At 64.5% G+C, this 23,904-nt stretch carries 24 protein-coding genes; 18 read left to right on the top strand and 6 right to left on the bottom strand.

Features of this window, described 5'->3' with window-relative positions:
* Nucleotide 1: 1 nt before the first annotated feature.
* Complete coding sequence (locus tag D9M09_RS07210) at nt 2-970, top strand: type II secretion system F family protein (protein WP_070312938.1); 969 nt, start codon at nt 2-4, stop codon at nt 968-970.
* An 18-nt stretch (nt 971-988) separates the two neighbouring features.
* Entirely contained in the window at nt 989-1,930 is a 942-nt protein-coding gene (locus D9M09_RS07215) for a type II secretion system F family protein (protein ID WP_162995604.1), read from the top strand.
* A gap of 74 nt (nt 1,931-2,004) precedes the next feature.
* On the opposite strand, the gene D9M09_RS07220 is transcribed toward D9M09_RS07215, so the two are convergent.
* Nucleotides 2,005-2,784, bottom strand: a complete 780-nt coding sequence (locus D9M09_RS07220) for an inositol monophosphatase family protein (RefSeq protein WP_070224967.1) — start codon at nt 2,782-2,784, stop codon at nt 2,005-2,007.
* A 195-nt stretch (nt 2,785-2,979) separates the two neighbouring features.
* Between D9M09_RS07220 and D9M09_RS07225 the strand changes: the two genes are divergently transcribed.
* The 12 genes from D9M09_RS07225 to D9M09_RS29570 all read left to right on the top strand — a co-directional run bounded on the left by D9M09_RS07225 (nt 2,980) and on the right by D9M09_RS29570 (nt 16,961).
* Nucleotides 2,980-3,744 (top strand): RNA methyltransferase, encoded by a 765-nt coding sequence (locus D9M09_RS07225; RefSeq protein ID WP_070224968.1) that lies wholly within the window; start codon nt 2,980-2,982, stop codon nt 3,742-3,744.
* Nucleotides 3,741-4,643, top strand: a complete 903-nt coding sequence (locus tag D9M09_RS07230) for a LysR substrate-binding domain-containing protein (RefSeq protein ID WP_121668933.1) — start codon at nt 3,741-3,743, stop codon at nt 4,641-4,643. Before D9M09_RS07225 ends, D9M09_RS07230 begins: the two co-directional genes overlap by 4 nt.
* Nucleotides 4,644-4,733: 90 nt before the next feature.
* Nucleotides 4,734-5,927: an MFS transporter gene (locus D9M09_RS07235; RefSeq protein ID WP_121668934.1), complete on the top strand. Its 1,194-nt coding sequence runs from the start codon at nt 4,734-4,736 to the stop codon at nt 5,925-5,927.
* 72 nt (nt 5,928-5,999) lie between these two features.
* A complete protein-coding gene (locus D9M09_RS07240; protein ID WP_121668935.1) occupies nt 6,000-6,527 on the top strand; it encodes a hypothetical protein in 528 nt (175 codons plus the stop codon).
* 7 nt (nt 6,528-6,534) lie between these two features.
* Complete coding sequence (locus D9M09_RS07245; protein WP_121668936.1) at nt 6,535-8,169, top strand: GMC family oxidoreductase; 1,635 nt, start codon at nt 6,535-6,537, stop codon at nt 8,167-8,169.
* A complete protein-coding gene (locus D9M09_RS07250) occupies nt 8,166-9,122 on the top strand; it encodes an esterase/lipase family protein (RefSeq protein WP_121668937.1) in 957 nt (318 codons plus the stop codon). Before D9M09_RS07245 ends, D9M09_RS07250 begins: the two co-directional genes overlap by 4 nt.
* A 302-nt stretch (nt 9,123-9,424) precedes the next feature.
* Nucleotides 9,425-13,063, top strand: a complete 3,639-nt coding sequence (locus D9M09_RS07255; protein WP_070224974.1) for an EAL domain-containing protein — start codon at nt 9,425-9,427, stop codon at nt 13,061-13,063.
* A gap of 152 nt (nt 13,064-13,215) precedes the next feature.
* Nucleotides 13,216-13,836, top strand: coding sequence for a phasin family protein (locus tag D9M09_RS07260; protein ID WP_070224975.1), 621 nt, complete (start codon nt 13,216-13,218; stop codon nt 13,834-13,836).
* Nucleotides 13,837-13,974: 138 nt separating this feature from the next.
* Entirely contained in the window at nt 13,975-14,646 is a 672-nt protein-coding gene (locus D9M09_RS07265; RefSeq protein WP_034758777.1) for a TetR/AcrR family transcriptional regulator, read from the top strand.
* A 41-nt stretch (nt 14,647-14,687) separates the two neighbouring features.
* Complete coding sequence (locus tag D9M09_RS07270) at nt 14,688-15,461, top strand: hypothetical protein (RefSeq protein WP_070224976.1); 774 nt, start codon at nt 14,688-14,690, stop codon at nt 15,459-15,461.
* Between the two features lie 11 nt (nt 15,462-15,472).
* Nucleotides 15,473-16,018, top strand: a complete 546-nt coding sequence (locus D9M09_RS07275; RefSeq protein WP_162995816.1) for a TIGR00730 family Rossman fold protein — start codon at nt 15,473-15,475, stop codon at nt 16,016-16,018.
* A gap of 349 nt (nt 16,019-16,367) precedes the next feature.
* Nucleotides 16,368-16,961 carry a PEP-CTERM sorting domain-containing protein gene (locus tag D9M09_RS29570; protein WP_240453578.1) on the top strand — a complete coding sequence of 198 codons (594 nt, stop codon included), beginning with the start codon at nt 16,368-16,370 and terminating at the stop codon, nt 16,959-16,961.
* A gap of 161 nt (nt 16,962-17,122) precedes the next feature.
* Here D9M09_RS29570 and D9M09_RS07285 read toward each other — a convergent pair whose 3' ends face one another.
* The 3 genes from D9M09_RS07285 to D9M09_RS07295 all read right to left on the bottom strand — a co-directional run bounded on the left by D9M09_RS07285 (nt 17,123) and on the right by D9M09_RS07295 (nt 18,760).
* Nucleotides 17,123-17,635 (bottom strand): YgjP-like metallopeptidase domain-containing protein, encoded by a 513-nt coding sequence (locus D9M09_RS07285; protein ID WP_121668939.1) that lies wholly within the window; start codon nt 17,633-17,635, stop codon nt 17,123-17,125.
* 180 nt (nt 17,636-17,815) lie between these two features.
* A complete protein-coding gene (locus tag D9M09_RS07290) occupies nt 17,816-18,199 on the bottom strand; it encodes a KGG domain-containing protein (RefSeq protein ID WP_070224979.1) in 384 nt (127 codons plus the stop codon).
* 48 nt (nt 18,200-18,247) lie between these two features.
* Nucleotides 18,248-18,760: a phasin family protein gene (locus D9M09_RS07295; protein WP_070224980.1), complete on the bottom strand. Its 513-nt coding sequence runs from the start codon at nt 18,758-18,760 to the stop codon at nt 18,248-18,250.
* A gap of 345 nt (nt 18,761-19,105) precedes the next feature.
* Between D9M09_RS07295 and purU the strand changes: the two genes are divergently transcribed.
* Both purU and D9M09_RS07305 read left to right on the top strand, forming a co-directional pair.
* Nucleotides 19,106-19,987 carry a formyltetrahydrofolate deformylase gene (gene purU, locus D9M09_RS07300; RefSeq protein ID WP_070224981.1) on the top strand — a complete coding sequence of 294 codons (882 nt, stop codon included), beginning with the start codon at nt 19,106-19,108 and terminating at the stop codon, nt 19,985-19,987.
* A gap of 39 nt (nt 19,988-20,026) precedes the next feature.
* Nucleotides 20,027-20,569, top strand: a complete 543-nt coding sequence (locus D9M09_RS07305; RefSeq protein WP_070291303.1) for a YaeQ family protein — start codon at nt 20,027-20,029, stop codon at nt 20,567-20,569.
* 63 nt (nt 20,570-20,632) lie between these two features.
* Here the strand turns inward: D9M09_RS07305 and D9M09_RS07310 are convergent, their stop codons facing one another.
* Nucleotides 20,633-21,181, bottom strand: a complete 549-nt coding sequence (locus tag D9M09_RS07310) for a helix-turn-helix domain-containing protein (protein ID WP_070224983.1) — start codon at nt 21,179-21,181, stop codon at nt 20,633-20,635.
* 141 nt (nt 21,182-21,322) lie between these two features.
* On the opposite strand from D9M09_RS07310, the gene D9M09_RS07315 reads away from it, so the two are divergent.
* Together D9M09_RS07315 and D9M09_RS07320 are read left to right on the top strand one after the other, a co-directional pair.
* Nucleotides 21,323-22,138: an aldolase gene (locus tag D9M09_RS07315; RefSeq protein ID WP_070291302.1), complete on the top strand. Its 816-nt coding sequence runs from the start codon at nt 21,323-21,325 to the stop codon at nt 22,136-22,138.
* A gap of 31 nt (nt 22,139-22,169) precedes the next feature.
* Nucleotides 22,170-23,057 carry a dihydrodipicolinate synthase family protein gene (locus D9M09_RS07320; protein WP_121668940.1) on the top strand — a complete coding sequence of 296 codons (888 nt, stop codon included), beginning with the start codon at nt 22,170-22,172 and terminating at the stop codon, nt 23,055-23,057.
* Here the strand turns inward: D9M09_RS07320 and D9M09_RS07325 are convergent.
* On the bottom strand, nt 23,054-23,839 hold the full coding sequence (locus tag D9M09_RS07325; RefSeq protein ID WP_121668941.1) for a head GIN domain-containing protein: 786 nt from the start codon (nt 23,837-23,839) through the stop codon (nt 23,054-23,056). The two genes, D9M09_RS07320 and D9M09_RS07325, sit on opposite strands and share 4 nt — an antisense overlap.
* Nucleotides 23,840-23,904: the final 65 nt, after the last annotated feature.

Below are 23,904 nucleotides of genomic sequence, written 5' to 3' on the forward strand. Positions count from 1 at the left end.
CATGCTTTCCTACCTTGTCTATCTGTTTATTTTCCTGGCCGTCCTGCTGCTGGTGGCTGGCGCCTGGCTGGCGTGGCAGGCGGCGCGGGGGCCGGGCGCGGCGCGCGTGGCGCGGCGCCTGCAAGCCATGTATACGGCCAGCGATGGCGAACAGGCGCTGTCGATCACCAAGCAGCGCCCGCTGAGCGTCCATCCGTTTCTGCAAGGCGTGCTGGAAGGCTTGCCCGGCGCGGGGCGCATCGAGCAGTTGCTGCTGCAGGCGGGCATGCGCTGGCTCGTGGCCGGCTTCCTCGGCTATTGCGCACTCGGCGCGCTGGCCGGCCTGCTGCTGGCCGGCGCGCTGCCGCTGCCCTGGTATGTGCGCCTGGGCCTGGGCGCGGGCGGCGCCATGCTGCCGTATCTGCTGGTGCGCCGCGCCAGGAGCCGGCGGCTGGTGCGCATCGAGCAGCAACTGCCGGATGCGCTCGACCTGATGGGCCGCGCCATGCGCGCCGGCCATGCCTTTCCCACCGCGCTGAAAATGGTGGGCGAGGAGATGACGGGGCCGCTGGCCGAGGAATTTCGCGCCGTGTTCGACGAAGTCAGTTTCGGCGTCGCGATGGCCGATGCGCTGGGCAACCTGGCCGCGCGCGTGCCCAGCACGGACTTGCGCTATTTCGTCATCGCCGTGCTGATCCAGCGCGAAACGGGCGGCAACCTGACTGAATTGCTGAGCAGCATCAGCGCCATCATCCGCGACCGCCTGAAATTGCTGGGACAGGTGCGCGTGCTGTCGGCCGAAGGGCGCATGTCGGCCTGGGTCCTGGGCCTGCTGCCGTTCGGCGCGGCGCTGATGATGCACGTGATGAATCCGCAGTTTATCGCCGTGCTGTACACGGATGGGGGCGGGCGCAAGATGGTCGGCGTGGCGCTGGGCTTGCTGATGGTTGGCGTGCTCTGCATCAGAAAAATTATCCATATCCGGGTGTGACATGAAAGAAAAAACACGATGAGCGGCATGAGCGCGGCGCAGCTGGCTTTGCTGGGCCTGCTGTTCCTGATCGTTTTCGCGCTGGCCTTGCTGGTGCTGCGCATATTCGCCGGCAGCGCCGTGCAGGAGCGGCTGCAGGCGCTGGGCGATGCCGGTGCCGCCGGCGATAGCGGGCGCCATGCCAGGCGGCGCTGGCTGGCGCATGCCGTCAGCCTGACGCGCCCGCTGGCCAGGCTGTCGCTGCCGGACGAGGGCTGGGAAAGTTCGCCCATCCGCAGCCGCTTCGTCCATGCCGGCTGGCGCAGCCAGGCCGCGCCCGCGCTGTTTTACGCGGCCAAGACGGCCTTGTTCGTGGGCTTGCCGCTGCTGGCGTACTTCCTGCTGCGCCACGGCGGGCACAATATGCTGTTGTGGCTGGTCGCGGCGGCCGCCCTCGGCTATTACCTGCCCAATGTCTGGCTGTCGCATTGCCTGCAACAGCGCCAGCGCGAAGTGTTCGAAACCTTTCCCGATGCGCTGGACCTGATGACGGTGTGCGTCGAAGCGGGGCTGGCCATGGATGCGGCGCTGGCGCGCGTGGCGCAGGAAATCGGCTTGAAAAGCAAGGTCCTGGCCGAAGAGCTGCAACTGGTGACGCTGGAACTGCGCGCCGGCAGCGCCAAGGACAAGGCCTTGCGCAACCTGGCCCTGCGCACCGGGGTGGAGGATGTCGATGCGCTGGTGACCTTGCTGATCCAGGCCGAGCGCTTCGGCACGAGCATCGCCGCGTCGCTGCGCGTGCAGTCCGACCAGCTGCGCACCAAGCGGCGCCAGCGCGCCGAGGAAACGGCGGCCAGGATCGCCCTCAAGCTGCTGTTCCCGCTGATCTTTTTTATCTTCCCGTCGCTGATGGTGGTGCTGATGGGGCCGGCGTTCCTGCAGATTTACCGCGTGCTGCTGCCGGCCATGCGGGGCGGCTGAGGGCTGGCCGGAGCCAAAAAAAAGCTGCCGGAGTTTCCTCCGGCAGCTTTTTTACATCAGGGCGCGTCTGGCGATCAGGCGAATGGCGCCAGCAGGGGGATCATCTGGCCGAAGATCTTCGGGCTGGCGGCGATGACGTCGCCCTTGTACAGGTAGTCCGATTCGCCGGAAAATTCACCGACGATGCCGCCCGATTCCGTGATCATCAGGGCGCCGGCGGCGATATCCCAAGGCTTCAAGCCTTTTTCGTAGAAGCCGTCCAGGCGGCCGCAAGCGACGTTGGCCAGGTCCAGCGCGGCCGAGCCGGCACTGCGCACGCCCTGGCTGCGTTCGGCCATGATCTGGTACATCTTCAGGTATTCGTCGAGCGCGCGCGGGCCGGCGCCGTGGCCGGTGCCCAGCATGGCGTTCGAAATGCGGTCCAGCTTGGTGACGCGGATGCGTTTTTCGTTCAGGTAGGCGCCGGCGCCCTTGGTGGCCGTGAACAGGTCGTTGCGGACCGGATCGTAGATGACGGCTTGCGTGACGACGCCGCGATGCGCGAGGGCGATCGAGATGCAGTATTGCGGGAAGCCGTGGATAAAGTTGGTGGTGCCATCGATCGGGTCGATGATCCACTGATATTCATTCTCGTCGTGCGAGTTGGCGGAAGCTCCCGATTCCTCAGCCAGGAACGCGTGGTCCGGGTAGGCCTTGGACAGCACCTCGATGATGGCTTGTTCGGCCGCCTGGTCGACGTCGGTGACGAAATCGTTATGTTGTTTTTCCGTGACGACGACGCGGTCGAGGTCAAAAGAGGCGCGATTGATGACGGCGGCGCCGCGGCGGGCGGCTTTGATCGCCGTGTTGAGCATTGGGTGCATGTGAGCTTCCGTTAAAAGCACGCGACCGCCCATGGCCGCCTTGCGGCGCCGGTACGATAGAGTGCAAGAATGAATTAAAGAGCGGAGCGGTGCCGAAGTGGTTAAAATCCCGGCCTGGCGTCAGCGTTTTGTGACTCCGTTTCCCGAAATTTCCTGTATCGATACCGCGCAATAGCGCTATTTTAAATGAATCTGCCCGAAATCAACACGTCTCTTTTCAAACGCCTGCGATTTATTCTTGTCGAAACTAGTCGCTCTGGCAACATTGGCGCCGTCGCGCGCGCCATGAAAACGATGGGTTTTTCCGATCTGGTGCTGGTCAACCCCCGCTTTCCCGATGCCTTGACGGATGCGGAAGCGGTGGCCTTCGCCAGCGGCGCGCAGGATATTTTGTCCGGCGCGCGCATCGTCGGCTCGATCGCCGAGGCGCTCGAAGGCTGCAATTACGCGGCGGCCGTGTCGGCCCGACTGCGCGAATTCTCGCCGCCCGTCACGGCCCCGCGCGCCATCGCGGCCCAGCTGGCGGCCAGCGAAGACTTGCACGCGGCCGTCATCTTCGGCAACGAGCGCTTTGGCTTGCCCAACGAGATCGTCGAGCAGTGCAATGTGCTGATCAACATTCCCGCCAATCCCGAGTATTCCTCGCTGAACCTGTCGCAGGCGGCGCAGGTCGTCGCCTATGAATGCCGCGTGGCGGCGCTCGGCGATGCTCAGGCGGCCAGCCCCGTCGGCTTCCATGGCGACGCGGCCAGCCTGGCGCAGGTCGACGGCATGTATGCGCACCTGGAGCAGGCGCTGGTCGCCATCGACTTCCTCGACGCCGACAACCCGAAAAAACTGATGCCGCGCTTAAAACGTCTGTTTTCGCGCACGGGGCTGGAAACGGAAGAAGTCAATATCCTGCGCGGCATCGCGCGGCATATCCTGGCGGTCGCCAAAAAAGGCCCATGATCGAGACGCGGCTGCTGCGCCAGTTCATCGCCGTCGCCGAGGAACTCAATTTTCGGCGCGCGGCCGAACGGCTGCACATGGCGCAGCCGCCGTTGTCGCAGGCGATCCTGCGGCTGGAAGAGGCGCTGGGCTACCCCGTATTCGAGCGCACCAACCGCAAGGTCAGCCTGACGCCGGCAGGGGATGCTTTCCTGGCCACAGCGCGCCAGGTGCTGGCCAGCCTGGAAGAGGGCGTGGCCGCCACGCGCCGCGTGGCGCAGGGCATCGAAGGCTACTTGCGCCTCAGTTTCATCCACATTACGCCGTACGCCCACGTGCTGGACGCCTTGCGCGCCTTCCGCGCCGCTTCGCCCGCCGTGCAATTCACCTTGCGCGAAGCGTCGACGCAGCAGCAGGTCGAGTGGCTGGAACGGGGCGAGGTCGATATCGCCGTGCTGCGCGCGCCCGGCCGCAGCACGCCCGGCCTGCGCTTCGAGCGCCTGTCCGGCGAAGATATCGTGATCGCGCTGCCGTTGCATCACTGTTGCGCGGGCCAGGCGCGCGTGGACCTGGCGGACCTGGCCAGGGACGATTTCGTCGCCTCGCCGCGCGAGCTGGGCCAGGGTTTCCACGACCAGCTGGCCAGCCTGTGCCTGCATGCGGGTTTCGTGCCGCGCGTGGTGCAGCAGGCGCGCCGATTGCAAACGGTGCTGGGACTGGTGGCGGCCGGCTTCGGCGTGGCCCTGCTGCCAGCCAGCCTGGCGGCGTCCAAGCCTGCCGGCGTCGTCATGCTGCCGCTGGCAAGCAGCGCGCCCGTGCCGCTGCGCCAGCTCGACCTGTACATGGCGTGGGACCCGCAGCGCACGTCCGCCGTGCGCGAGCGGCTGCTGGCGCAGCTGCGGCTGTTCGCTGCTCAATAAGACTTTGAGCGTCTCGTTTCAAGATAAATAAGATATTTTACAGATGGTGGTGCAGGGGCCAGCATGGCGTTTTTGATTGTCAGGAATGCCATGTCCAACGTTACGCCGCGCCGCCGCGCGCTACCTTCCTCCATTTATTGGCTGTCCTTGTGCAGCTTCGCCTTCGGCTTGTCTGAATTCATCGCCGCCGGCCTGTTGACCCCCATGGCGCGCGACTTGCACGCGAGCGTGGCGGCGGCCGGCGGCGCCATTGCCGCGTATGCGCTGGGAGCGGCCATCGGCGCGCCCGTCCTGACGGCCCTGCTGGCGCGCCGGCCCGTGCGCCAGGTGCTGGTGGCCACCATGCTCGTGCTGGCGGCCGGCAGCATGGCCATGGCGGCCGCGCCGGCGCTGGGTGCGCTGCTCGGTGTGCGCTTTGCCGTCGGCCTCGCGCATGGCGTGTTCATGGCCGTCGCCTCGCATGCGGCCACCAGCCTGGTCGACCCGTCCCGTGCGGGACGGGCGCTGTCCATCGTCTGGCTGGGCCTGACCCTGGCGCTGGCGGGCGGCGTGCCGCTGGGGACGTGGCTGGGCACCGTCTCGTCGTGGCGCTGGGTCTTTTTCACCATCGGCGTGCTGGCCCTGTGCGGCGGCGCCGGCTTGCGCTGCGCCATGCCCGACGTGCGCCAGCCGCTTGCTGCCACGCCGGCCCTGGCCAGCCTGCGCGCCATCCTGCAGCCGCCCCTGCTGCTGGCGGCCGGCGTGGCGGCGCTGGTCAGCATGGCCACCTTCAGCTTTTTCACGTATGTCTCGCCGTTCCTGCTGCAGCTGGGCGGGCTCGACGCTGGCTGGCTCAGCGCCGCCATGCTGTGCTTTGGCGCGTGCGCCATCGGCGGCAACCTGCTGGGCGGCTGGTGCGCGGACCGCCCCCACGCCCTGCGCTTCACCGTGCTGGCCCTGGCCGCACTGGCGCTCAACCTGCTGGGGTTTTATGCGCTGCGCACGCATCCCCTGGCCATGCTGGCCCTGTGCGGCACCCTGGGCTTGCTGTTCTTTGCCCTCGTCACCCTGTCGACCATGCGGCTGCTGCGCCTGGCGCAGCAGCATTGCCCGGGCAGCGATGCGGTGGCGGCGGGCCTGAATATCGCCGCCTTCAATGCGGGCACGGCTGCTGGCGGGGCGCTGGGCGGTGTGCTGATCGTCGCCTTCGGCTTGCCAGGCATCGCCGTCGGCGGCGCGCTGGCGGCGCTGCTGGCCATGCTGCCGCTGTGGTTACAGTCGCGCAAACTAGACGGCTCGCTCTAGTTTTTGCGCGCGGAAGCGCACTTCCTTTGGCGTACACTGGCCTGCAAAAGGCGGTACAAAACAAGGGGAGACATGGGAATGCGACGCAGATCGTTCTTGAAACTGGGCGTGTTGGGCGCCTGTGCGCTGGCCGCCGGCGGCGGCGCCTACCGCCTGGTGCGCGGGCCGGCGCCTCCTGGCCGTTTCGTGCTCGACGGCGAAGCGCGCGCGGCGCTGGCGGCCATCGTGCCGGCCATGCTGGGCAGCGCGCTGCCGCGGGAAGCCCCCGCGCGGGCCGCGGCGCTCGATGGCGCCATCGCCGGCGTGGACACGGCCATCCATGGCTTGCCCTTGGCGGCGCAGCAGGAAGTGCAGGATTTGTTTGGCTTGCTGGCGCTGGCGCCCGCGCGGCGCTTCGTCGCCGGCGTAAAAGATGGCTGGCACGCAGCCGATCCGGCCCAGGTGGCCGCCTTTCTGCAGGCGTGGCGCACGCACCGCCTGGCCACCCTGCAGACGGCCTATCTGGCCCTGCATGACCTGATCCTCGGCGCCTGGTACGCCGATGCCGCCCACTGGGCCGCCATCGGCTATCCGGGGCCGCTGCCCGAACTGAGCGCATAAGGCATCCATGAGCACATCCCCCATTCCTGATCCCATCGCCGCCGGCATTGCTGCAGGCTGGAACGTCACCGACGCCAGCACCCTGGGCACCGACCGTACCTTCGAGGCGGACGTCGTCGTCATCGGCAGCGGCGCCGGCGGCGGCGTGACGGCGGAAATCCTCGCGCTGGCCGGCTTGAAAGTCTTGATCGTCGAAGAGGGCGGCTTAAAGTCCTCGAAGGACTTCAAGATGCGCGAAGCGCAGGCCTATCCCGCGCTGTACCAGGAATCGGCCGCGCGCAAAACGCGCGACAAGGCCATCAATATCCTGCAGGGGCGCACGGTGGGCGGCTCGACCACCGTCAACTGGACTTCGAGTTTTCGAACGCCGCCCGGCACCCTCGAATACTGGCGCCGGCATTTCGGCTTGAGTGCCTACTCGGTGGATGCCATGGCGCCGTGGTTTGCCATGATGGAGAAGCGCCTGCACGTGAGCGACTGGGCCGCGCCGCCCAATGAAAACAACGACTTATTGCGCCGTGGCGCCATGGCGCTGGGCATCCCCACGGCCGCCATCCGGCGCAACGTGAACGGCTGCTGGAACCTCGGCTACTGCGGCATGGGCTGCCCGACCAACGCCAAGCAATCGATGCTGGTGACGACGATTCCGTCGGCGCTGGCGCTGGGCGCGGGGTTGCTCGTGCATGCGCGCGCCGAGCGCTTCAGCTTCCAGGGCGAGCGTATCGACAGCCTGCAAGTCAGCGGGCTGGACGCGGCCGGGCAGGCGCCCACGGGCGTGCGCCTCACCTTGCGCGCGAAACATTTTGTGCTGGCCGGCGGCGCCATCAATTCGCCGGCCCTGCTGCTGCGCTCGCAGGCGCCCGACCCGCACGGCCTGCTGGGCCAGCGCACCTTCTTGCATCCGACCGTGGTGTCGGCGGGCTTGTTCACGCAGCGCGTCGACGCCTATGCGGGGGCGCCGCAGACGATTTATTCCGACCATTTCCTGCACACGGCGCCCATCGACGGCCCCATCGGCTACAAGCTCGAAGCGCCGCCTTTGCACCCGCTGCTGATGGCCACCACCATGGGCGGCTTCGGCGACGAGCATGCGCGCACCATGCGCGACTTCCCCCATGCACACGCCTTGCTGGCGCTGCTGCGCGACGGCTTTCACCATGAGGCGGTCGGCGGCAGCGTCTCCATCGACAGCTTCGGCGCGCCCGTGCTCGACTATCCGCTCACGCCGTTCATCTGGGATGGCGTGCGGCGCGCGCTGCTGTCGATGGCGGAAATCCAGTTCGCCGCCGGCGCCAGGAGCGTGTATCCCGTGCACGAGATGGCCAGCCACTACACGAGCTGGACGCAGGCGAAGCGGGCCATCGGCGATTTGCCGATGCAGGCGCTGCTGGCGCGCGTGGTATCGGCCCACGTGATGGGCGGCTGCGCCATGTCGGACGATGCGCGCCTGGGCGTGACGGGCGCCGACGGCCGCTACCACGGCGTGCGCAACCTGTCCGTGCACGACGGCTCGCTGTTTCCCACGTCGATAGGCGCCAATCCGCAACTGACGATCTATGCGCTGGCCGCGCGCCTGGCCAGCGGGCTGGCGCAGCAATTAACGGGCAAGCCGGCGCCAGTTCCTCTTGCAGGCGCTGCATGATCGCGCGCATCCTCAAGTGGCTGATGCTGCTGCAGGTGCTGGCCGTGCTGGGGTTGGCGTACCTGGCCATGCACGCGTGGGGCGTCGCCTCGCCCGCCAAGGCCCTGCTGCTGGCGGGCGCCATGCTGCTGGCCGTGCGCGCGCTGATCGTGGCGCGCAATTTCTGGCAGAGCCGGCGCCTGGGCAGCCCCGTACCAGAGCAATATCAGTTGGGTGCCGGGGGCGTCGCGCGCCTGTTTTTCGGCGAGCTGCGCGCCACCCTGCGGTCCTCGTCGTGGGACATGCTGCGTCCGCGCCTGCATGCGGCCGACAACGTCGCTGGCCAGGGTCTGCCGGTGCTGCTGGTGCACGGCTATGTGTGCAACCGCGGCTACTGGACGCAGCTGAGCCGGCAGCTGGCGCGCGCCGGCATCGCGCACGACGGCGTCGACCTGGAGCCGATAGGCGCCGACATCGAAGACTTCGTGCCGCAGGTCGAGCAAGCGATCGAGGTGTTGTGCGCGCGCACGGGCAGCGACCGCGTCATCATCGTCGCCCACAGCATGGGCGGCCTGGTGGCGCGCGCCTGGCTGCGCCGCCATGGCGCGGCCCGCGTGGCGCGCATCATCACCATCGGCACGCCGCACCACGGCACGGCGCTGGCCAACCTGGCGGCGGGGACGAATGCGCGGCAGATGAGCCGCATCGACGATGCGCCCAGCGGCTGGCTGGCGCAGCTGGCCGCCAGCGAGACGCCGGAGACGCGCGCGCTGATCACGTCGATGTATTCGCATCACGACAATATCGTCGCGCCGCAAGCGTCCGCGCAGTTGCCGGGCGCGCGCAATCTCGCCTTTGGCGGCATCGGCCACGTGGCGCTGGCCAGCGACGCGCGCGTGCTGCGCCGGCTGCTGGCAGAAATCACTATCAAGAACGAAGTCGCCCAGCCCCCTTCGGCCCCCCATTTCGCCTGAGTCCTGTTGTGTTTTGTCTGCATGGCAAGACTGTCTGTTTTGACTCTGCTGTTGCCCCTGTTTAACAACGCAAGGGGCAGATAATGCTGTTTTCCACTGGCGTACTGTATTAAGCTAGCATCGGAAGACAGGCGGTGGAAATTTGTTCTTGAGGCCGCTTGCCCCGTTCCGCAGCCTGATGACGGCCACCTATTTCTCTGGATATATGGCAAGATGTTGTAGGATTGTTATGTAGGCCGCGCAAGCGGAAAGTTGAACGCAGGCAGAAAATGAGTCCATGCAGTTTTTATTGGGGGCGCTAATTGTCCGCACGTATACTGATTATCGAAGATAACGCCACCAATATGGAATTGATGGTGTACTTGCTGCGTGCCTTCGGGTACACGCCGCTGGCCGCCTATGACGGTGAAGAGGGCGTGCGCATGGCGCGCAGCGAATTGCCCGACCTGATCATTTGCGACGTGCATTTGCCCAAGCTCGATGGCTATGGCGTGGTGGCGGAGCTGAAGAAAGACCCGCTGCTGCGCAAGATTCCTGCCTTGGCCGTGACGGCGCTGGCCATGGTGGGCGACCGCGAACGCCTGCTCGAAGCGGGCTTCAATGGCTACATCGGCAAGCCCATCGAACCCGACCTGTTCGTGGCGGAGCTGGAGTCTTTTTTACCCGGGGCGCCGTCGACGCCAGTTAAAAACGACATAGCCACCATCCTGATCGTCGATGATCATGTGCTGAACCGCGAATTCCTCACCGCTCTGCTGGGCTACGGCGGCCACCGCCTGCTGGAGGCGGCCAATGGCGCCGACGCGCTGGAAATCCTGCGCACCGAGCGGCCGGACCTGATCATCTCCGACATCCTCATGCCGAACATGGACGGCTACGAATTCGTCACGCGCGTGCACGCCGATCCCGCGCTGACCGACGTGCCCATCATCTTTTATACGGCCACCTACCGCGAGCAGGAAGCGATCCTGCTGGCGCAGGCATGCGGCGTGCGCTGGGTGCTGCCCAAGCCGTCCGATCCCGAGGTTATCGTGCGCACCGTCAACGAGGCGCTGGGGCTGATGCCGGCGGCGGCCCAGATGGCGGCGGGGCCGGGCGCGGGCGGCGGGGCGGCGCTTCCCGTCACGGGCAAGCTGGCCGGCATCGAGCATCAGGTCAGCGGCTACCTCGACGAACTCGAATCGAGCAGCCAGCAGATTTCGCAGCTGGCCAGCCAGCGCGAGGGCCAGGCCGCGCTTCCCGAAGACCTGGGCGTCATGACGGAGCGCCTGTCGCGTTCGCTGTCGAGCCTGCAGGCGGTGAGCCTGCGCCTGACGGCCCTGATCGAACTCGGCATCGAGCTGGGCGCCGAACGCGATCCGCGCGCCCTGATCGAGGCGGGCTGCAAGGTGGCGCAGAATATCTGCGTCTCCAAGTACGCCTGCATCGGCGTGCTGGAAGAGGGCGCCGAAAAGCTCAGCTATTTTTCCTCGTGCGGCGCCGAGAAAAACCTCGAGCGCATCGCCAGCGCGCCGCGCACGGGCATTTTGAACCGCTTGCTGGAACAGCGCCAGCCCTACCGGGTCAATGGCTTGAAGGGCGACCCCGGCGCGCTCGGCTTGCCCGACACGCACCCGCCCGTGCATTCCTTCCTGGGCGTGGCCATCGCTTCGCGCGAACGCAGCCACGGCTGGCTGTACCTGGTCGACAAGCTGGGGGCGAATGAATTTTCCGAAGTCGACGAGCGCGTCGCCGCGACGGTGGCGGCGCAGATCGCCGTCGCCTACGACAACCTGCTGCTGTACGACGAGATCAAGCGCCATCACGAGCAGCTGACCCTGGACATGGCGGCGCGCATCCGCCTCGATGAAGACTTGCGCCGCTTCCGCCTGGCGATGGATGCCACGGCCGACGCGATTTTCCTCGTCGACCGCGCCGGCATGTGCTTCGTCGACGTCAACCAGACGGCTTGCCGCATGCTCGGTTTCGAGCGCGAGGATTTCCTGCGCGTGGGGCCGGGCCGCGCGCACGAGGGCGAATCCCAGCTCGAAGAGCTGTACAACAAGCTGCTGGCCGGCGACCAGGGCGGCCCCATGACGGAATTGCAGCTGCAGCGCAAGGACGGCTCGCCGCTGTCGGTGGAAGTGCAGCGGCGCACCCTGCGCTCGGGGCAGAGCTGGATCCTGGTGGCCGTGGCGCGCGACATCACCGAGCGCAAGGATGCCGAGCAGCGTTTGATGAAGCTGGCCCATTTCGATACCTTGACGGGTTTGCCGAACCGCAGCCAGTTTTATGCTTCGCTGACCCATTCGCTGTCCCAGGCGGCCGAACACCAGTGGGCCGTGGCCGTGCTGTTCATGGATGTCGACCGCTTCAAGAATATCAACGATACCCTGGGCCACACCATCGGCGACGACCTGCTGCGGCAGTTTTCCAGCCGCCTCGTCGATTGCCTGCGCGTGCGCGACACCATCGGCCGCTTTGGCGGCGATGAATTTGCCACCATCCTGGTGCTGCCTGAAGGCGCACAGCATGCCGTGGGCGTGGTCGACAAGATCCGCGAGGCGATGCGCAAGCCCTTCGACTTGCAGGGCCACGAGGTGACGGTGACGGTCAGCATCGGCATTTCCGTGTTCCCCGAGGATGCGGTCGATGCGGACACTCTGATTCAATACGCCGACACGGCCATGTACCGCGCCAAGGAAGCGGGGCGCGACGCCTTTCGCTTCTTCACGGCGGAAATGAATGCGCAATCGATGGCGCGGCTGGACATGGAAAATGCCTTGCGGCGCGCCATCGACAACGAGGAATTCGTGCTGTTCTTCCAGCCCAAGGTGAATATCATCTCGGGGCGCATCAGCGGCGCCGAAGCGCTGATCCGCTGGCGCCGTCCGGGCCACGGCATGGTCTCGCCGGCCCTGTTCATCCCCCTGCTGGAAGAAACGGGCCTCATCGTACGCGTCGGTAACTGGGTGCTCGACGAGGCCTGCAAGAAGATCAGCGAGTGGGGCGCCAGCAGCATCGGCCCCGTGCACCTGTCGGTGAACGTGTCGGGCATCCAGTTCTTCGTCGGGGGCCTGGAAGAGGAGGTGCTCAAGGCCATCCGCAAGTACGATATCGCGCCCGACCTGCTGGAACTGGAGCTGACGGAAAGCTCGCTGATGTCGAACGCCGAGGAGACCATCTCCGTGCTGCGCAACCTGAAGGCGCTGGGCATCCAGATTTCCATCGACGATTTCGGCACCGGCTATTCCAGCCTGGCCTACCTGAAGCGCTTCCCCATCGACAAGCTGAAGATCGACATCGCCTTCGTGCGCGAAGTGACGAGCAATCCGGACGACGCGGCCATCGTGCTGGCCATCATCAGCATGGCGCACAGCATGAAACTGGAGGTGATTGCCGAAGGCGTGGAAAACGATGCGCAGCTGGCTTATTTGCGGCGCCACGGCTGCGACGAGATGCAGGGCTATTATTTCAGCCGCCCCGTGCCGCAGGAAGAATTCGAGCAGATGCTGATGGGGGGCAAGCTGCTGCAGGCGCCGCAGGATGATGGCAGCGAAGAGCAGCAAACCTTGCTGATCGTCGACGACGATGTCTTCATGCTCGACGTGCTCAGCGACTTCCTGGCGCAGGACGGCTACCGCATCCTGACGGCGCAGACGGCCGCCGAGGGCTTCGACATCCTGGCGCGCCACAAGGTGCAGGTGATCCTGTGCGACCAGTGCATGCCGCTCATGAGCGGCACCGAATTCATGGAGCGGGTCAAGCACCTGTGCCCCGACACCTTCCGCATCATGCTGTCGGCCTTTGCCGACCTGACGCCCATCATGGCGGCCATCAACCGCGGCGCCGTCGACCGCTTCTACACCAAGCCGTGGAAAGGCGCCGTGCTGCGCGAGAATATCCGCGAAGGCTTCCGCTTGCACAAGCTGCTGCATGGCCCCGTGAAAGCGGCGGCTTAGGCGCTGGCCGCGCGCAAGCGACCGGCCGCCGCGTGCGCTGGCGCACCTTGGGGCGCAGCTCGCTATCGAATTAGACTCCCGTCTCTAGTTTTGCTCTCTAGAATAAAAACATCCATGTAGTGGCATGGCCTTTCACATGACGGGAGCGGGCGATGGTAAAGAAATTGAAGGAACTGGCGGAAGACACGGAATTGGCGAGCGCCGTGCGCTCGTCGGCGCAGCAGATCTGGCAAGCGGGCCTGGGCGCCTTCGCCAAGGCGCAGGAAGAGGGCGGACGCGTGTTTTCCAAGCTGGTCAAGGAGGGCACGGAATTCCAGAAGCGCGCCGAAGACAAGGTGGCCGATGTCAGCGGCAGCGTCAGCAAGCTGGCCGATGGTGTGGGCAAGCAGGCCAGCGGTTCCTGGGACAAGCTGGAACAGGTGTTTGAGGAGCGTGTGGCGCGGGCCCTGGCCACCATCGGCGTGCCCATGCAAAACGACATTGCCGCGCTGCACGCCAAGATCGATGCCTTGAGCGTGCAGGTAGCGGCCCTGTCGGGCAAGGCCGCGCCGGCGGCCAAGCCGAAGGCCGTTGCCAAGCCTGCCGCGAAGACGGCGCCGAAAACGGCACCGAAGGCGGCCGTCGCCAAGGCTCCGGGCAAGGCACCGGCCAAGACGACCGCCAAGGCGGTGCCGCGCACCGCCGCCAAGTCCGTGACCAAGCCCGTGACCAAGCCAGCCGCCAGCAAGCCAGCCGTCAGGCCGGCGGCGAAGAAAAAAGCATCGCCGGCCTGAGCTGGCGCAGCATTCCTCCAGCCTGCTCGCGCAGGCTTTTTTTTGCCTGCCTTATTCGCCGCCGCCGTGGGGCGCGGTGTTTCATTACGGCTATCTTAGGTGGTATGCTTGAGGCAGAACACAGAGAGATTGCCCGCCATGCTACAAAAAGCACCACGCCGTACCCGCGAACGCATCCTGGAGTTGTCGCTGCGCCTGTTCAATGAGTTTGGTGAGCCGAATATCACGACGACCGTGATTGCGGAAGAGATGAATATTTCGCCGGGAAACCTGTATTACCACTTCCGTAACAAGGACGACATCGTCAACTCGATCTTCGTCCAGTTCGAGGCGGAAATCGAACGCATCCTGACCGTGCCCGACGGGCGCCGCTCGAATATCGAGGATGTCTGGCTGTACCTGCACCTGATGTTCGAACTGATCTGGCGCTACCGCTTTTTCTATCGCGACCTCAACGATTTGTTGTCGCGCAACCGCAAGCTGGAATTGCACTTCAAACTGATCCTGGCGCACAAGATCAAGGTGGCCACGCAGCTGTGCGAAGATTTGCGCAGCGAACAGTCGCTCGAGGCGTCGGACATGGAAGTGGCCGCCATGGCGACGAATATGGTGGTCGTCGCTACCTACTGGCTGTCGTACGAATACGTGCGCAATCCGCGCAAGTACAGCGAGCAGCAATCGATGTCCGATGCGCTGGCGCGCGGCTGCTACCAGGTGCTGTCCCTGATCGGGCCCTATTTGCGCAATGAAACGCATTTGCTGTTTCGCAAACTGTCGGAAGAGTATGTGACCAAACTCAAGAACGACTGATGCGGCTGTTGGCGCCACGTCGTCAATTACAGGAGAGATATATGGCTTGGAAACAATTTCCCTATCCGGACGCAGCATATGTCTACACCCCGCAAACCCTGGAAGCGGCCTGGTCGCGCCTGCATGCGGGCGACGTGGAACCGTTTCCCACGCATCCTGCGCTGGTGCAAGCCTGGCTGGCCTTCCATGCGGGCGACTTCGAGCGCGCCGTGAAGCTGGGCCTGGCCGTCGGCGTGCCCGGTTATGCGGTGGCGCACAAGGCCACTTGCATCTACGCCACGCACCTGGAAGGCAACGACAGCCAGAAACTCGACATGTACGAGGAAGTGGCCGAGCGCTGCGAGCGCCAGCAGAGCGAGCAGCCGGACAATCCGGCCGGCTACTACTGGCATGCCTACAGTCTGGGCCGCTACGCGCTCGGCACTTCCGTCGTCAAGGCGCTGGCGCAGGGCATGGGGGCGCGCGTGCGCAACAGCCTGGACCGCACGATGACGATCGCGCCCATGCATGCGGAAGCGCATATCGCGTTTGGGATTTATCATACGGAAATTATCGACAAGGTCGGCGTCATGATAGGGGGGCTGACCTATGGCGCCAACAAGGAAGACGGCTACCAGCACTTCAAGACGGCGCTGGCCCTGACGCCGTATTCGGCGCTCGCGCACAGCGAATATGCGCGCGCATTGAATATGCTCGATGGAAAGAAAAAGCTGGCGGAAGCGCTGGCCTTGTATGAAAAGGCGGCCGAGTGCGTGGCACTGGACGCCAAGGAACGCCTCGAAGTCGAGGCGGCGATCGATGAATTGAAAGGGTAGGGACGACTGTGATCAAGGCTTTATGTGTGTACTGTGGCGCCAACGCGGGCGTCTCGCCGGACTATGCCGTGGCGGCGCGCGATCTGGCGCGCGTGCTGGTGGCGGAAAATATTTCGCTCGTGTATGGCGGCGGAAAAGTGGGCTTGATGGGCGTGATCGCCGATGAAGTGCTGCGCCTGGGCGGCGAGGTAACGGGCGTGATTCCCACCCAGCTGGTGGAACGCGAAGTGGGCCACATGGGCTTGACGCGCCAGTTCATCGTGAAGGACATGCATGAGCGCAAGGCGATGATGGCCAGCCTGTCCGATGCCTTCATCGCCATGCCCGGCGGTTATGGCACCCTGGAAGAACTGTTCGAGATGCTCACATGGGCCCAGCTGGGCTTGCATGCCAAGCCCATCGGCCTGCTCAATGTCGACCGTTTCTATGATGGCTTGATTGCTTTCGTGCAAAACGGCAAGGAGCAGGGTTTCATCCGCCCGCAGCACGCGGCGTTCCTCAATGCCGACGCCGATCCTGCAGCGCTGGTGCAGCGCCTGAAGGAGTGCGCGCCGTAATGCCGTTTTCGCCTGGCGGTGCGTATGCCGCCAGGCAACTATTTTCCCTGTCGCTTGCAAGGGCCATGCAGTACGCACTGCATGGCTTTTTTATTTCCGCATGGGAAAATTGATCGGGCCTGATGAGTTAATTAATAAAAATATGGCAAAAAAATTGCAGTGATAGCATGTTTTTTTGAAAGTGAAGATGATTTTTAAGCATGGCTGTGGTCTACTGGCATGGTTCAAAGTTAGGAATATCGGACACCGACGAGCGTTGTACAGACTCCCAAAAAAAAGGTGCCGGTCCATTTCAAGTTGCCACAACCACGCTACTTCATCATCTCGAAAGGATGCTATTTTGAAACCTATGACCCTCTTGCGAGCGACCGCTGTCGCCGCCATTCTGGCCAGCGCTGGCGGCGCCCACGCACAAACCACCATCATCGGCTTCGATCCGCTGGAACAACCCGGCTACTTCGGTTCCGTGTTCAAGTCCTACTCCGAAGGCGGCTACAACTTCGACAGCAGTTTCGGGCTGCTGAGCTCGGCACACCAGAATAGCCTCGCCTACGCCGGTTCGGCCGGTCTCGGCGCGACGCTCCTGTCGACGACTACCTTGAGCCGTGCCGATGGCGGCGCTTTCTCGCTGAGCTCGATCAGCCTGGCCGACTTCGTGAGCTTGCCCGGTTCCTTTGACGTGACCTTCGTCGGCCACCAGGTGGGCGGCGGCACGGTGAGCCAGACCTTCACCCTCGGCGGCGGCCACACCTTCGCCGACTACACGTTTACGGGTTTCAGCAATCTGCTGTCGGCAACGTGGAAGGAAGGCGCCTTGCATACCTTCCAGGTCGACAATATCGCCGCCACTGTGAGCGCCGTGCCGGAACCGGCCACCTACGGCATGCTGCTGGGCGGTTTGGGCCTGCTGGGCTTCATGCTTCGCCGCAAGAACGCCGTCTGAGCCTGAACGTGGTGCCGGCCATGCCGGCGCGCCTGTAAAAAAGCCGCCCGTTTTACCGGGCGGCCATGCTGACTAGCCAGCGCACTCGAACAATGCCGCCCAGTGTATGTCGGGCGGAATTTTCACGTGGACTTCATGCGCAGACCGTCATCCGCAGCAGTTCATGACCACAGGCGCTGGCCTGACAGGTCGAGCTGGGTCAGGTACAGGCGCACGTCGAATTCGTACTGGTGGTACTGCGGTTCCATATATGTGCACAGCTTGTAGAAGGCCTTGTCGTGCTGCTTTTCCTTGACGTGCGCCAGTTCGTGCACAGCGATCATGCGCAGGAATTCCAGCGGCACCTCCTTGAACATGGTCGCCACGCGGATTTCATGTTTGGCCTTGAGCTTGCCGCCCTGCACGCGCGAGATCGAGGTATGCAAGCCCAGCGCATGCTGGATCACATGGATCTTGCTGTCGAACGCCACTTTGTTGATCGGCTCGGCATTGCGCAGGAATTCATTCTTCAAGTCCTGCACATATTGGTACAGCGATTTGTCGTTGCGCACATCGTGCGCGTTCGGGTAGCGTTTTAATAACACTTCGCCCAGCTTGTCTTGCACGATCAGTTGCTGCACTTGCGCTTGCGTTTGTTCGGAATAGGCGCTCAGGTATTTCAGGGATGGCTGCATGCGGGGAGGGGCGGGACGTGGCGCGGAGGTGTCGGTAAGGCGAGAATGTACCATACCGCCGCGCCCCGCGCTGCGCCACCCCTTGCACGGAGCTGCCAGGGCCGCCCCGTGCCTTCCCGCGCCAAGCCGTGCGTTGCCGGGCTAAGCCGCTCGCTCGGCCCGGCAAGTCCCGCAGCCCGGTCAGCCCTTGTCGTCTTCGTCCTTGCCGCCCTGACGGCCCGTGCCGCCGCTGCGCCCCGCCGTGCTGCTGCGGTTTTCATTGGCGCGCTGGGCCGATTGCCGGCTTTCGCCGCCTTTCCTGCCGATTTCCGCCATGTGTTCGCGGTTGCGGCTGACGGCTTCACCGCCTTTCTGCCCGGCACGGCGTGCTTCTTCCGAGTCGAATTCATGCGCCGTGCCTTTTTGATGGGCTGCCTGGCCGCCCTTGCTGGCAATTTCGCGTTGCTGTTCCTCATTCATTGCGGCGAAACCGCGCTTGCTCGTGCCTTTGGCGCTGCCCGATTCGCTGGCTTTCTGGCTGCTGCCAGTGCCTTTGCCCTGTTCATTACCTTGATTGCTAGCCATGTCGCTCTCCTTGCTGTCGAGTGGGGGTCAAGTGGTCTGTGCAGGCGCTCAATGCGCCTGATCGGATTGCCTGCTGTTATCGTGGCTGCGGCCCGCGCCGTCGCGGTGGCCTATGGCGTGCATTTTTTCGATCATTTCACGCTGGCGCTGCGTGGCTTTTTCCGTTTCTTCCGCTGTCTTGCGCACCACTTCGTCAGCGAAGGCCACGGCCGTGCGGCTCGTTTCGGGCAGGTGGTTCTCTGCCGTGCGGTTCATCTCGACATTGGCGTTGGCGACGAGATTGCCGAGCTGCTGCTGGTATTGGTGCAGCTTGTTACTGCTTGGCTGCAACTGGCCAGCGGCCAGCGACATGAACTCGCCCGTGTCGCGCGCGCCCAGCAGTTGCTGGCTGGCGTTGCTCCACTCGTGCAGCAAGTCCTGCGCCAGCCGCAGATGCAGCTCGCTCAATTGCTGCGCCGTATCGAACATCTTGCGCGATAGTTCCGTGGCGAAATTGCACTGGGCCTCGAGATGGGACTTCAGGGCCGGGCTGAGACTGGGGAAAATACTGTTTGTGAACATGTTCTACCTCAATGAAAAGCTGATCCAGAAAACATCCGGTGCACCGGATGCGGCGTATGGTGAAACAAGCAAAGAGATAGACGCCGGATGGCGTGCCAGGTTCCACGCCAGTTACCGGTTTGGCGCGAGAATGGGAGCTGGCAGGCGCAAAAACGCGATGCCTTTGTGTTAGATCAAATGAACGCCAGTTAGCTCGCTGCTGCTGGCAGCCATGCTGTTTGTGTGGAAAATGCCGGCTTACCGGCCCGGCCGTGCGACAATAGCCGGCTCGCGGCAGCGCAGCCGATGGCCGGCGCGCGTGGCTGAGCCGAGCATCGCCTTACTTTTTTACCTATTTCCGCGACCATGACGCATCCCGAATACATCCTGACCCTGTCCTGCCTGGACCAGCGCGGCATCGTGCACCGCGTGTCCGGCTTCCTGGCCGATCACGGCTGCAACATCCTCGATTCCGCCCAGTTCGGCGACCAGGAATCCCAGCTGTTCTTCATGCGCGTGCATTTCGCGCTGGAAGACGGCGCCGTCAGCGACGCCCAGTTGCGCAGCGACTTCGCCGACTTGTCGCAAGTCATGCAGCGCAATGGCCCCTTCCATGGCCAGTTGCACGATGCGCGCGTCAAGCCGCGCGTGATGCTGATGGTGTCGAAGATCGGCCATTGCCTCAACGATTTGCTGTTCCGCTACAAGAGCGGCTTGCTGAACGTGGAAATTCCCGCCATCGTGTCGAATCACATGGAGTTCTACCAGCTGGCGGCCAGCTACAATATTCCCTTCCACCACTTGCCATTGGCGGCCGGTGCGCCGGAAGCGGCCAAGCTGGCGCAGGAAGCGAAGATCCTCGACCTGATGGACACGCACAAGATCGACCTGGTGGTACTGGCGCGCTACATGCAGATCCTGTCGCCCGGCCTGTGCCAGGCGCTCGACGGCCGCGCCATCAATATCCACCACTCCTTCCTGCCCAGCTTCAAGGGCGCCAAGCCGTATGCGCAGGCGCACCACCGCGGCGTCAAGCTGATCGGCGCGACGGCCCACTTCGTCACGGGCGACCTGGACGAAGGCCCGATCATCGAGCAGGACGTCGAGCGCGTCGACCATGCGATGGATGCGGAAACGCTGACGGCCATCGGCCGCGACGTCGAGTGCGTGGTGCTGGCGCGCGCCGTGAAATGGTTCGTCGAGCATCGCATCCTGAAAAATGGCGACAAGACCGTGGTTTTCCGCTGATACCGGCTTCACTATTTACTTTACCGAGACAGAAACACGATGGCCCTCAAAGCAACAATTTTCAAAGCCGATCTGCAGATCGCCGACATGGACCGCAATTACTACCAGGATCATGCGCTGACCCTGGCGCGCCACCCGTCCGAAACGGACGAGCGCATGATGGTGCGCCTGCTGGCGTTCGCCATCCATGCGGACGAGGCGCTGACCTTCACCAAGGGCCTGTTCGATACGGAAGAGCCCGACCTGTGGCAGAAGGATTTGACGGGCGCCATCCAGCTGTGGATCGAAGTGGGCCAGCCCGACGAAAAGCGCATCCTGAAGGCCTGCGGCCGTTCGGAACAGGTCATCGTCTACAGCTATGGCGCAACCAGCCACATCTGGTGGAAGCAGATCGCGAATAAACTGGAACGGGCGAAGAACTTGACCGTGATCAACTTGCCGTCCGAGGCGGCGCAAGACATGAGCAAGCTGGCGCAGCGCACCATGCAGCTGCAATGCACGATCCAGGATGGCCAGATCTGGCTGACCGACAGCGTCAACACGGTCCTGATCGACCGCGAACCGGTGAAGCCGGCACGCTGATGTTGGCTGTCTGAAACGCAAAAAGCCCGGATCGCTCCGGGCTTTTTGCATTGCGCCGCCGCTTTACGGGGCCGCGTCTTCGTCGTTGCTGACGATGACCAGCAACTGCGCCTGCTGCGCGCCAATGCTGCGCGTGCGGTGCGGAATCAGGGCGTTGAAATACACGGAGTCGCCCGTGTGCAACTGCACGGTTTCCTGGGGAAACTCGATTTCAATCGCGCCCTGGTGCACGAACAGGAATTCCTCGCCCGCATGTTCCTTGAAGGCGGAGGCGGCGAAATCGGCCGCCGGATACACCATGAAGGGCAGCATTTTCTTCGGTGCCACGCCGGCGGCGATGCTGGCGAAATGCGGCAGCGGCGGCATCGCGCCCGCGCTGGCCGGATCGCCGGCGCGGGTGATGGTGACGGCCGCCTGCCGGTGGCTGTCGCTGAACAGCTGCTCCACGTCCACCTGCATCGCGTGCGACAGTTTCAGCGCCACGGCGATTGAGGGCACGCTCAGGCCCCGCTCCACCTTGGACAAGTAACTCTTCGTCAAGCCGCTTTTTTCCGCCAGCTGTTCCAGGGTCCAGCCCTTGTGTTTTCTCAGCAGTTTCAGACGCATAGCCATGGTTGCATCGGTCGATTTAAAAAAACTATTGTACCTCATGACACAAAGTGTCCTAAAATACACTCAGTTTCCTTGGATTGGGTTGCGCGGCTGTTGCCGTGCATGCCGGGAAGCGTAGTCAGCATGAGTGAAGGATCAACGATGCAACACAATACTCAGTATGAAGCAGCGGCACCGGGCGCCAGCCTGGCCTTGTCGAAAGACGAACTGGTGGCCATCGCCGAGCGGCGCCTGGCCAGCGTCACGCAGGACAGTGCCTGGTCGGCGCGGCAAACCCTGGCGCTGTCCTGCCGCATCCTGTTCGATGGCGGACATGATTCCGGCCTGGCAGGGCAGATCAGCTGCCGTGGCGGCCAGGACGCCACGTTCTACACGCAACAGCTGGGCCTGGGCTTCGATGAAATCACGGCCAGCAATCTGCTCGAGGTCGACCATGACCTGCGTGTGGTGCACGGCGAGGGTATTCCCAACCCGGCCAACCGTTTCCACAGCTGGATCTACCGCCAGCGCCCGGACGTGGCCTGCATCATCCACACGCATCCAACGCACGTGGCGGCGCTGTCGATGCTGGAGCAGCCGCTGCAGGTGTCGCACATGGATACCTGCCCCCTGTTCGACGATTGCGCCTTCCTGCCCTCGTGGCCGGGTGTGCCGGTAGGAAATGAAGAAGGCGAGATCATCGCCGGCGCCCTGGGCGACAAGCGCGCCATCCTGCTGGCCCATCACGGCCAGCTGGTGGTGGGCCGCACGGTGGAAGAGGCGTGCATGCTGGCCTTGCTGATGGAACGGGCAGCCCGTTTGCAATTGCTGGCCATGGCGGCCGGCACCATCCTGCCCTTGCCCCCGGCCCTTGCGCGCGAGGCGCACGACTGGATTTCCACGGCCCGGCGCGACACGGTGACCTTCGCCTATTACGCGCGGCGCGCCCTGCGCCAGCACGCCGACTGCCTGGCCTGAACCACACACACTGATTAAAGGAAGGAACATCATGCAGACACCATTTCACGGCATCATTGCCTACCCTGTCACCCCCTTCACGGCCGATGGCGGCGACGTCGACCTGCCGCGCCTGCAACAACTGATCGAGCGCCTGATCGCCGACGGCGTGCACAGCATCGCCCCGCTGGGCAGCACGGGCGAGAGCGCCTACCTGCAGGACGCGGAGTGGGAAGCCGTCGCCGCCACCTCGCTGGCCGCCGTCGCCAGGCGCGTGCCCACGGTGGTGGGCATTTCCGACCTGACCACGGCGGGCGCCATGCGCCGCGCCCGCTTTGCGGCAAAGCAGGGCGCCGACGCGGTGATGGTCTTGCCCGTGTCGTACTGGAAATTGAGCGAGGAAGAAATTGTGCGCCACGTGGCGCGCATCGGCGACGCCGTGGGCATTCCGATCATGCTGTACAACAATCCGGCCACCAGCGGCATCGATATGTCGCCCGAGCTGATCGTGCGCATCTGGCGCGAGGTGCCGAATGTGACGATGGTCAAGGAAAGCACGGGCGACATCCAGCGCATGCACCGGCTGGCGCAGCTGAGCGGGGGAGCGTTGCCGTTCTACAACGGCAGCAATACCCTGGCCTTCGCCGCGCTGGCGGCCGGCGCCCGCGGCTGGTGCACGGCCGCGCCCAACCTGCATGCGGGATTGCCGCTGGCCCTGTATGCGGCCGTGCAGGCGGGCGACCTGGCGCGGGCGCGTGAACTGTTCTTCCAGCAATTGCCATTGCTGCAATGCCTGATGAAAGGGGGCTTGCCGCCAACCGTCAAGGCGGGGCTGGCGCTGCGGGGCTTTGATGTGGGTACGCCCCGCGCGCCGCTGCAGCCGCTGGACGAGGCGGCCACGCGCGCGCTTGCCGCCGTGCTGGCCAGCCTCACGGCCTAATTCGGCGCGGCACCCAGGCGCTTGATGCTGCTCGAACGCTGCATGCTGCGGCTGATGCGCGGGTCGCCGTAGTAGCTCACTTCGCCCGAACCGCCGATGCTGATGGTCAAGTCATCCTTGGCCCATACCTGCGCCTCGCCCGAGCCGCCGATGCTCACCTGCACGTCGCGCGCGGCCAGCTTGCCCGCCTGGATATTGCCCGAGCCGCCGATGGAGGCCGTCAGCTGCTCGGTCTTGCCGCTGGCCTTGAAGTTGCCGCTGCCGCCGATGGCCACGGACACCTGGCGGCTGTCGAGCTCGCGCGCGTTGATGGAGCCGGAACCGCCCACGTCGAAGCGCAGATTCTCGGCCCGCAAGCCCGTTGCCGTGATGTTGCCCGAGCCGCCCACGCTGACGCGCTCCACCTGGCGCGCCTGGATGACGATGGTCAGGCTGCTCTGGCGGAAATTCGCGTTGCGCTTGGCGGGGCGGATGCGCAGGGTGCCGTTTTCCACGGCTGTCTCGATCAGCGGCAGGATATTGTCGTCGGCTTCGATGGTGACGCTGTCCGTGTTGCCGATACGCAGCTCGACCGTGCCCGGCACGTTCAGCGCCACGCCATGGAAACTGCCCACTTCGCGCGTCTGTTTTTGCAGCTTGCCGCTGCCCTGGATGCTGTTGCCGGAAATCCAGTCCAGCGGCGAGGCCAGCGCCGGCGCGGCCGGCATGGCCAGTGCGCAGGCGGCCAGCAGCAGGGCGGTCGCGGCGCTGACGCGGCGGCGGTGGAAAAGTGTCGGTGTCATTCTTGCTCCCTGTTTTGAATTGGACTGCAGCCATGGTATGCGAGCCTGCTGCGCCTGCGTAGCGC

It is taken from the genome of Janthinobacterium agaricidamnosum, assembly GCF_003667705.1.
Classification (GTDB): Bacteria; Pseudomonadota; Gammaproteobacteria; order Burkholderiales; family Burkholderiaceae_D; genus Janthinobacterium.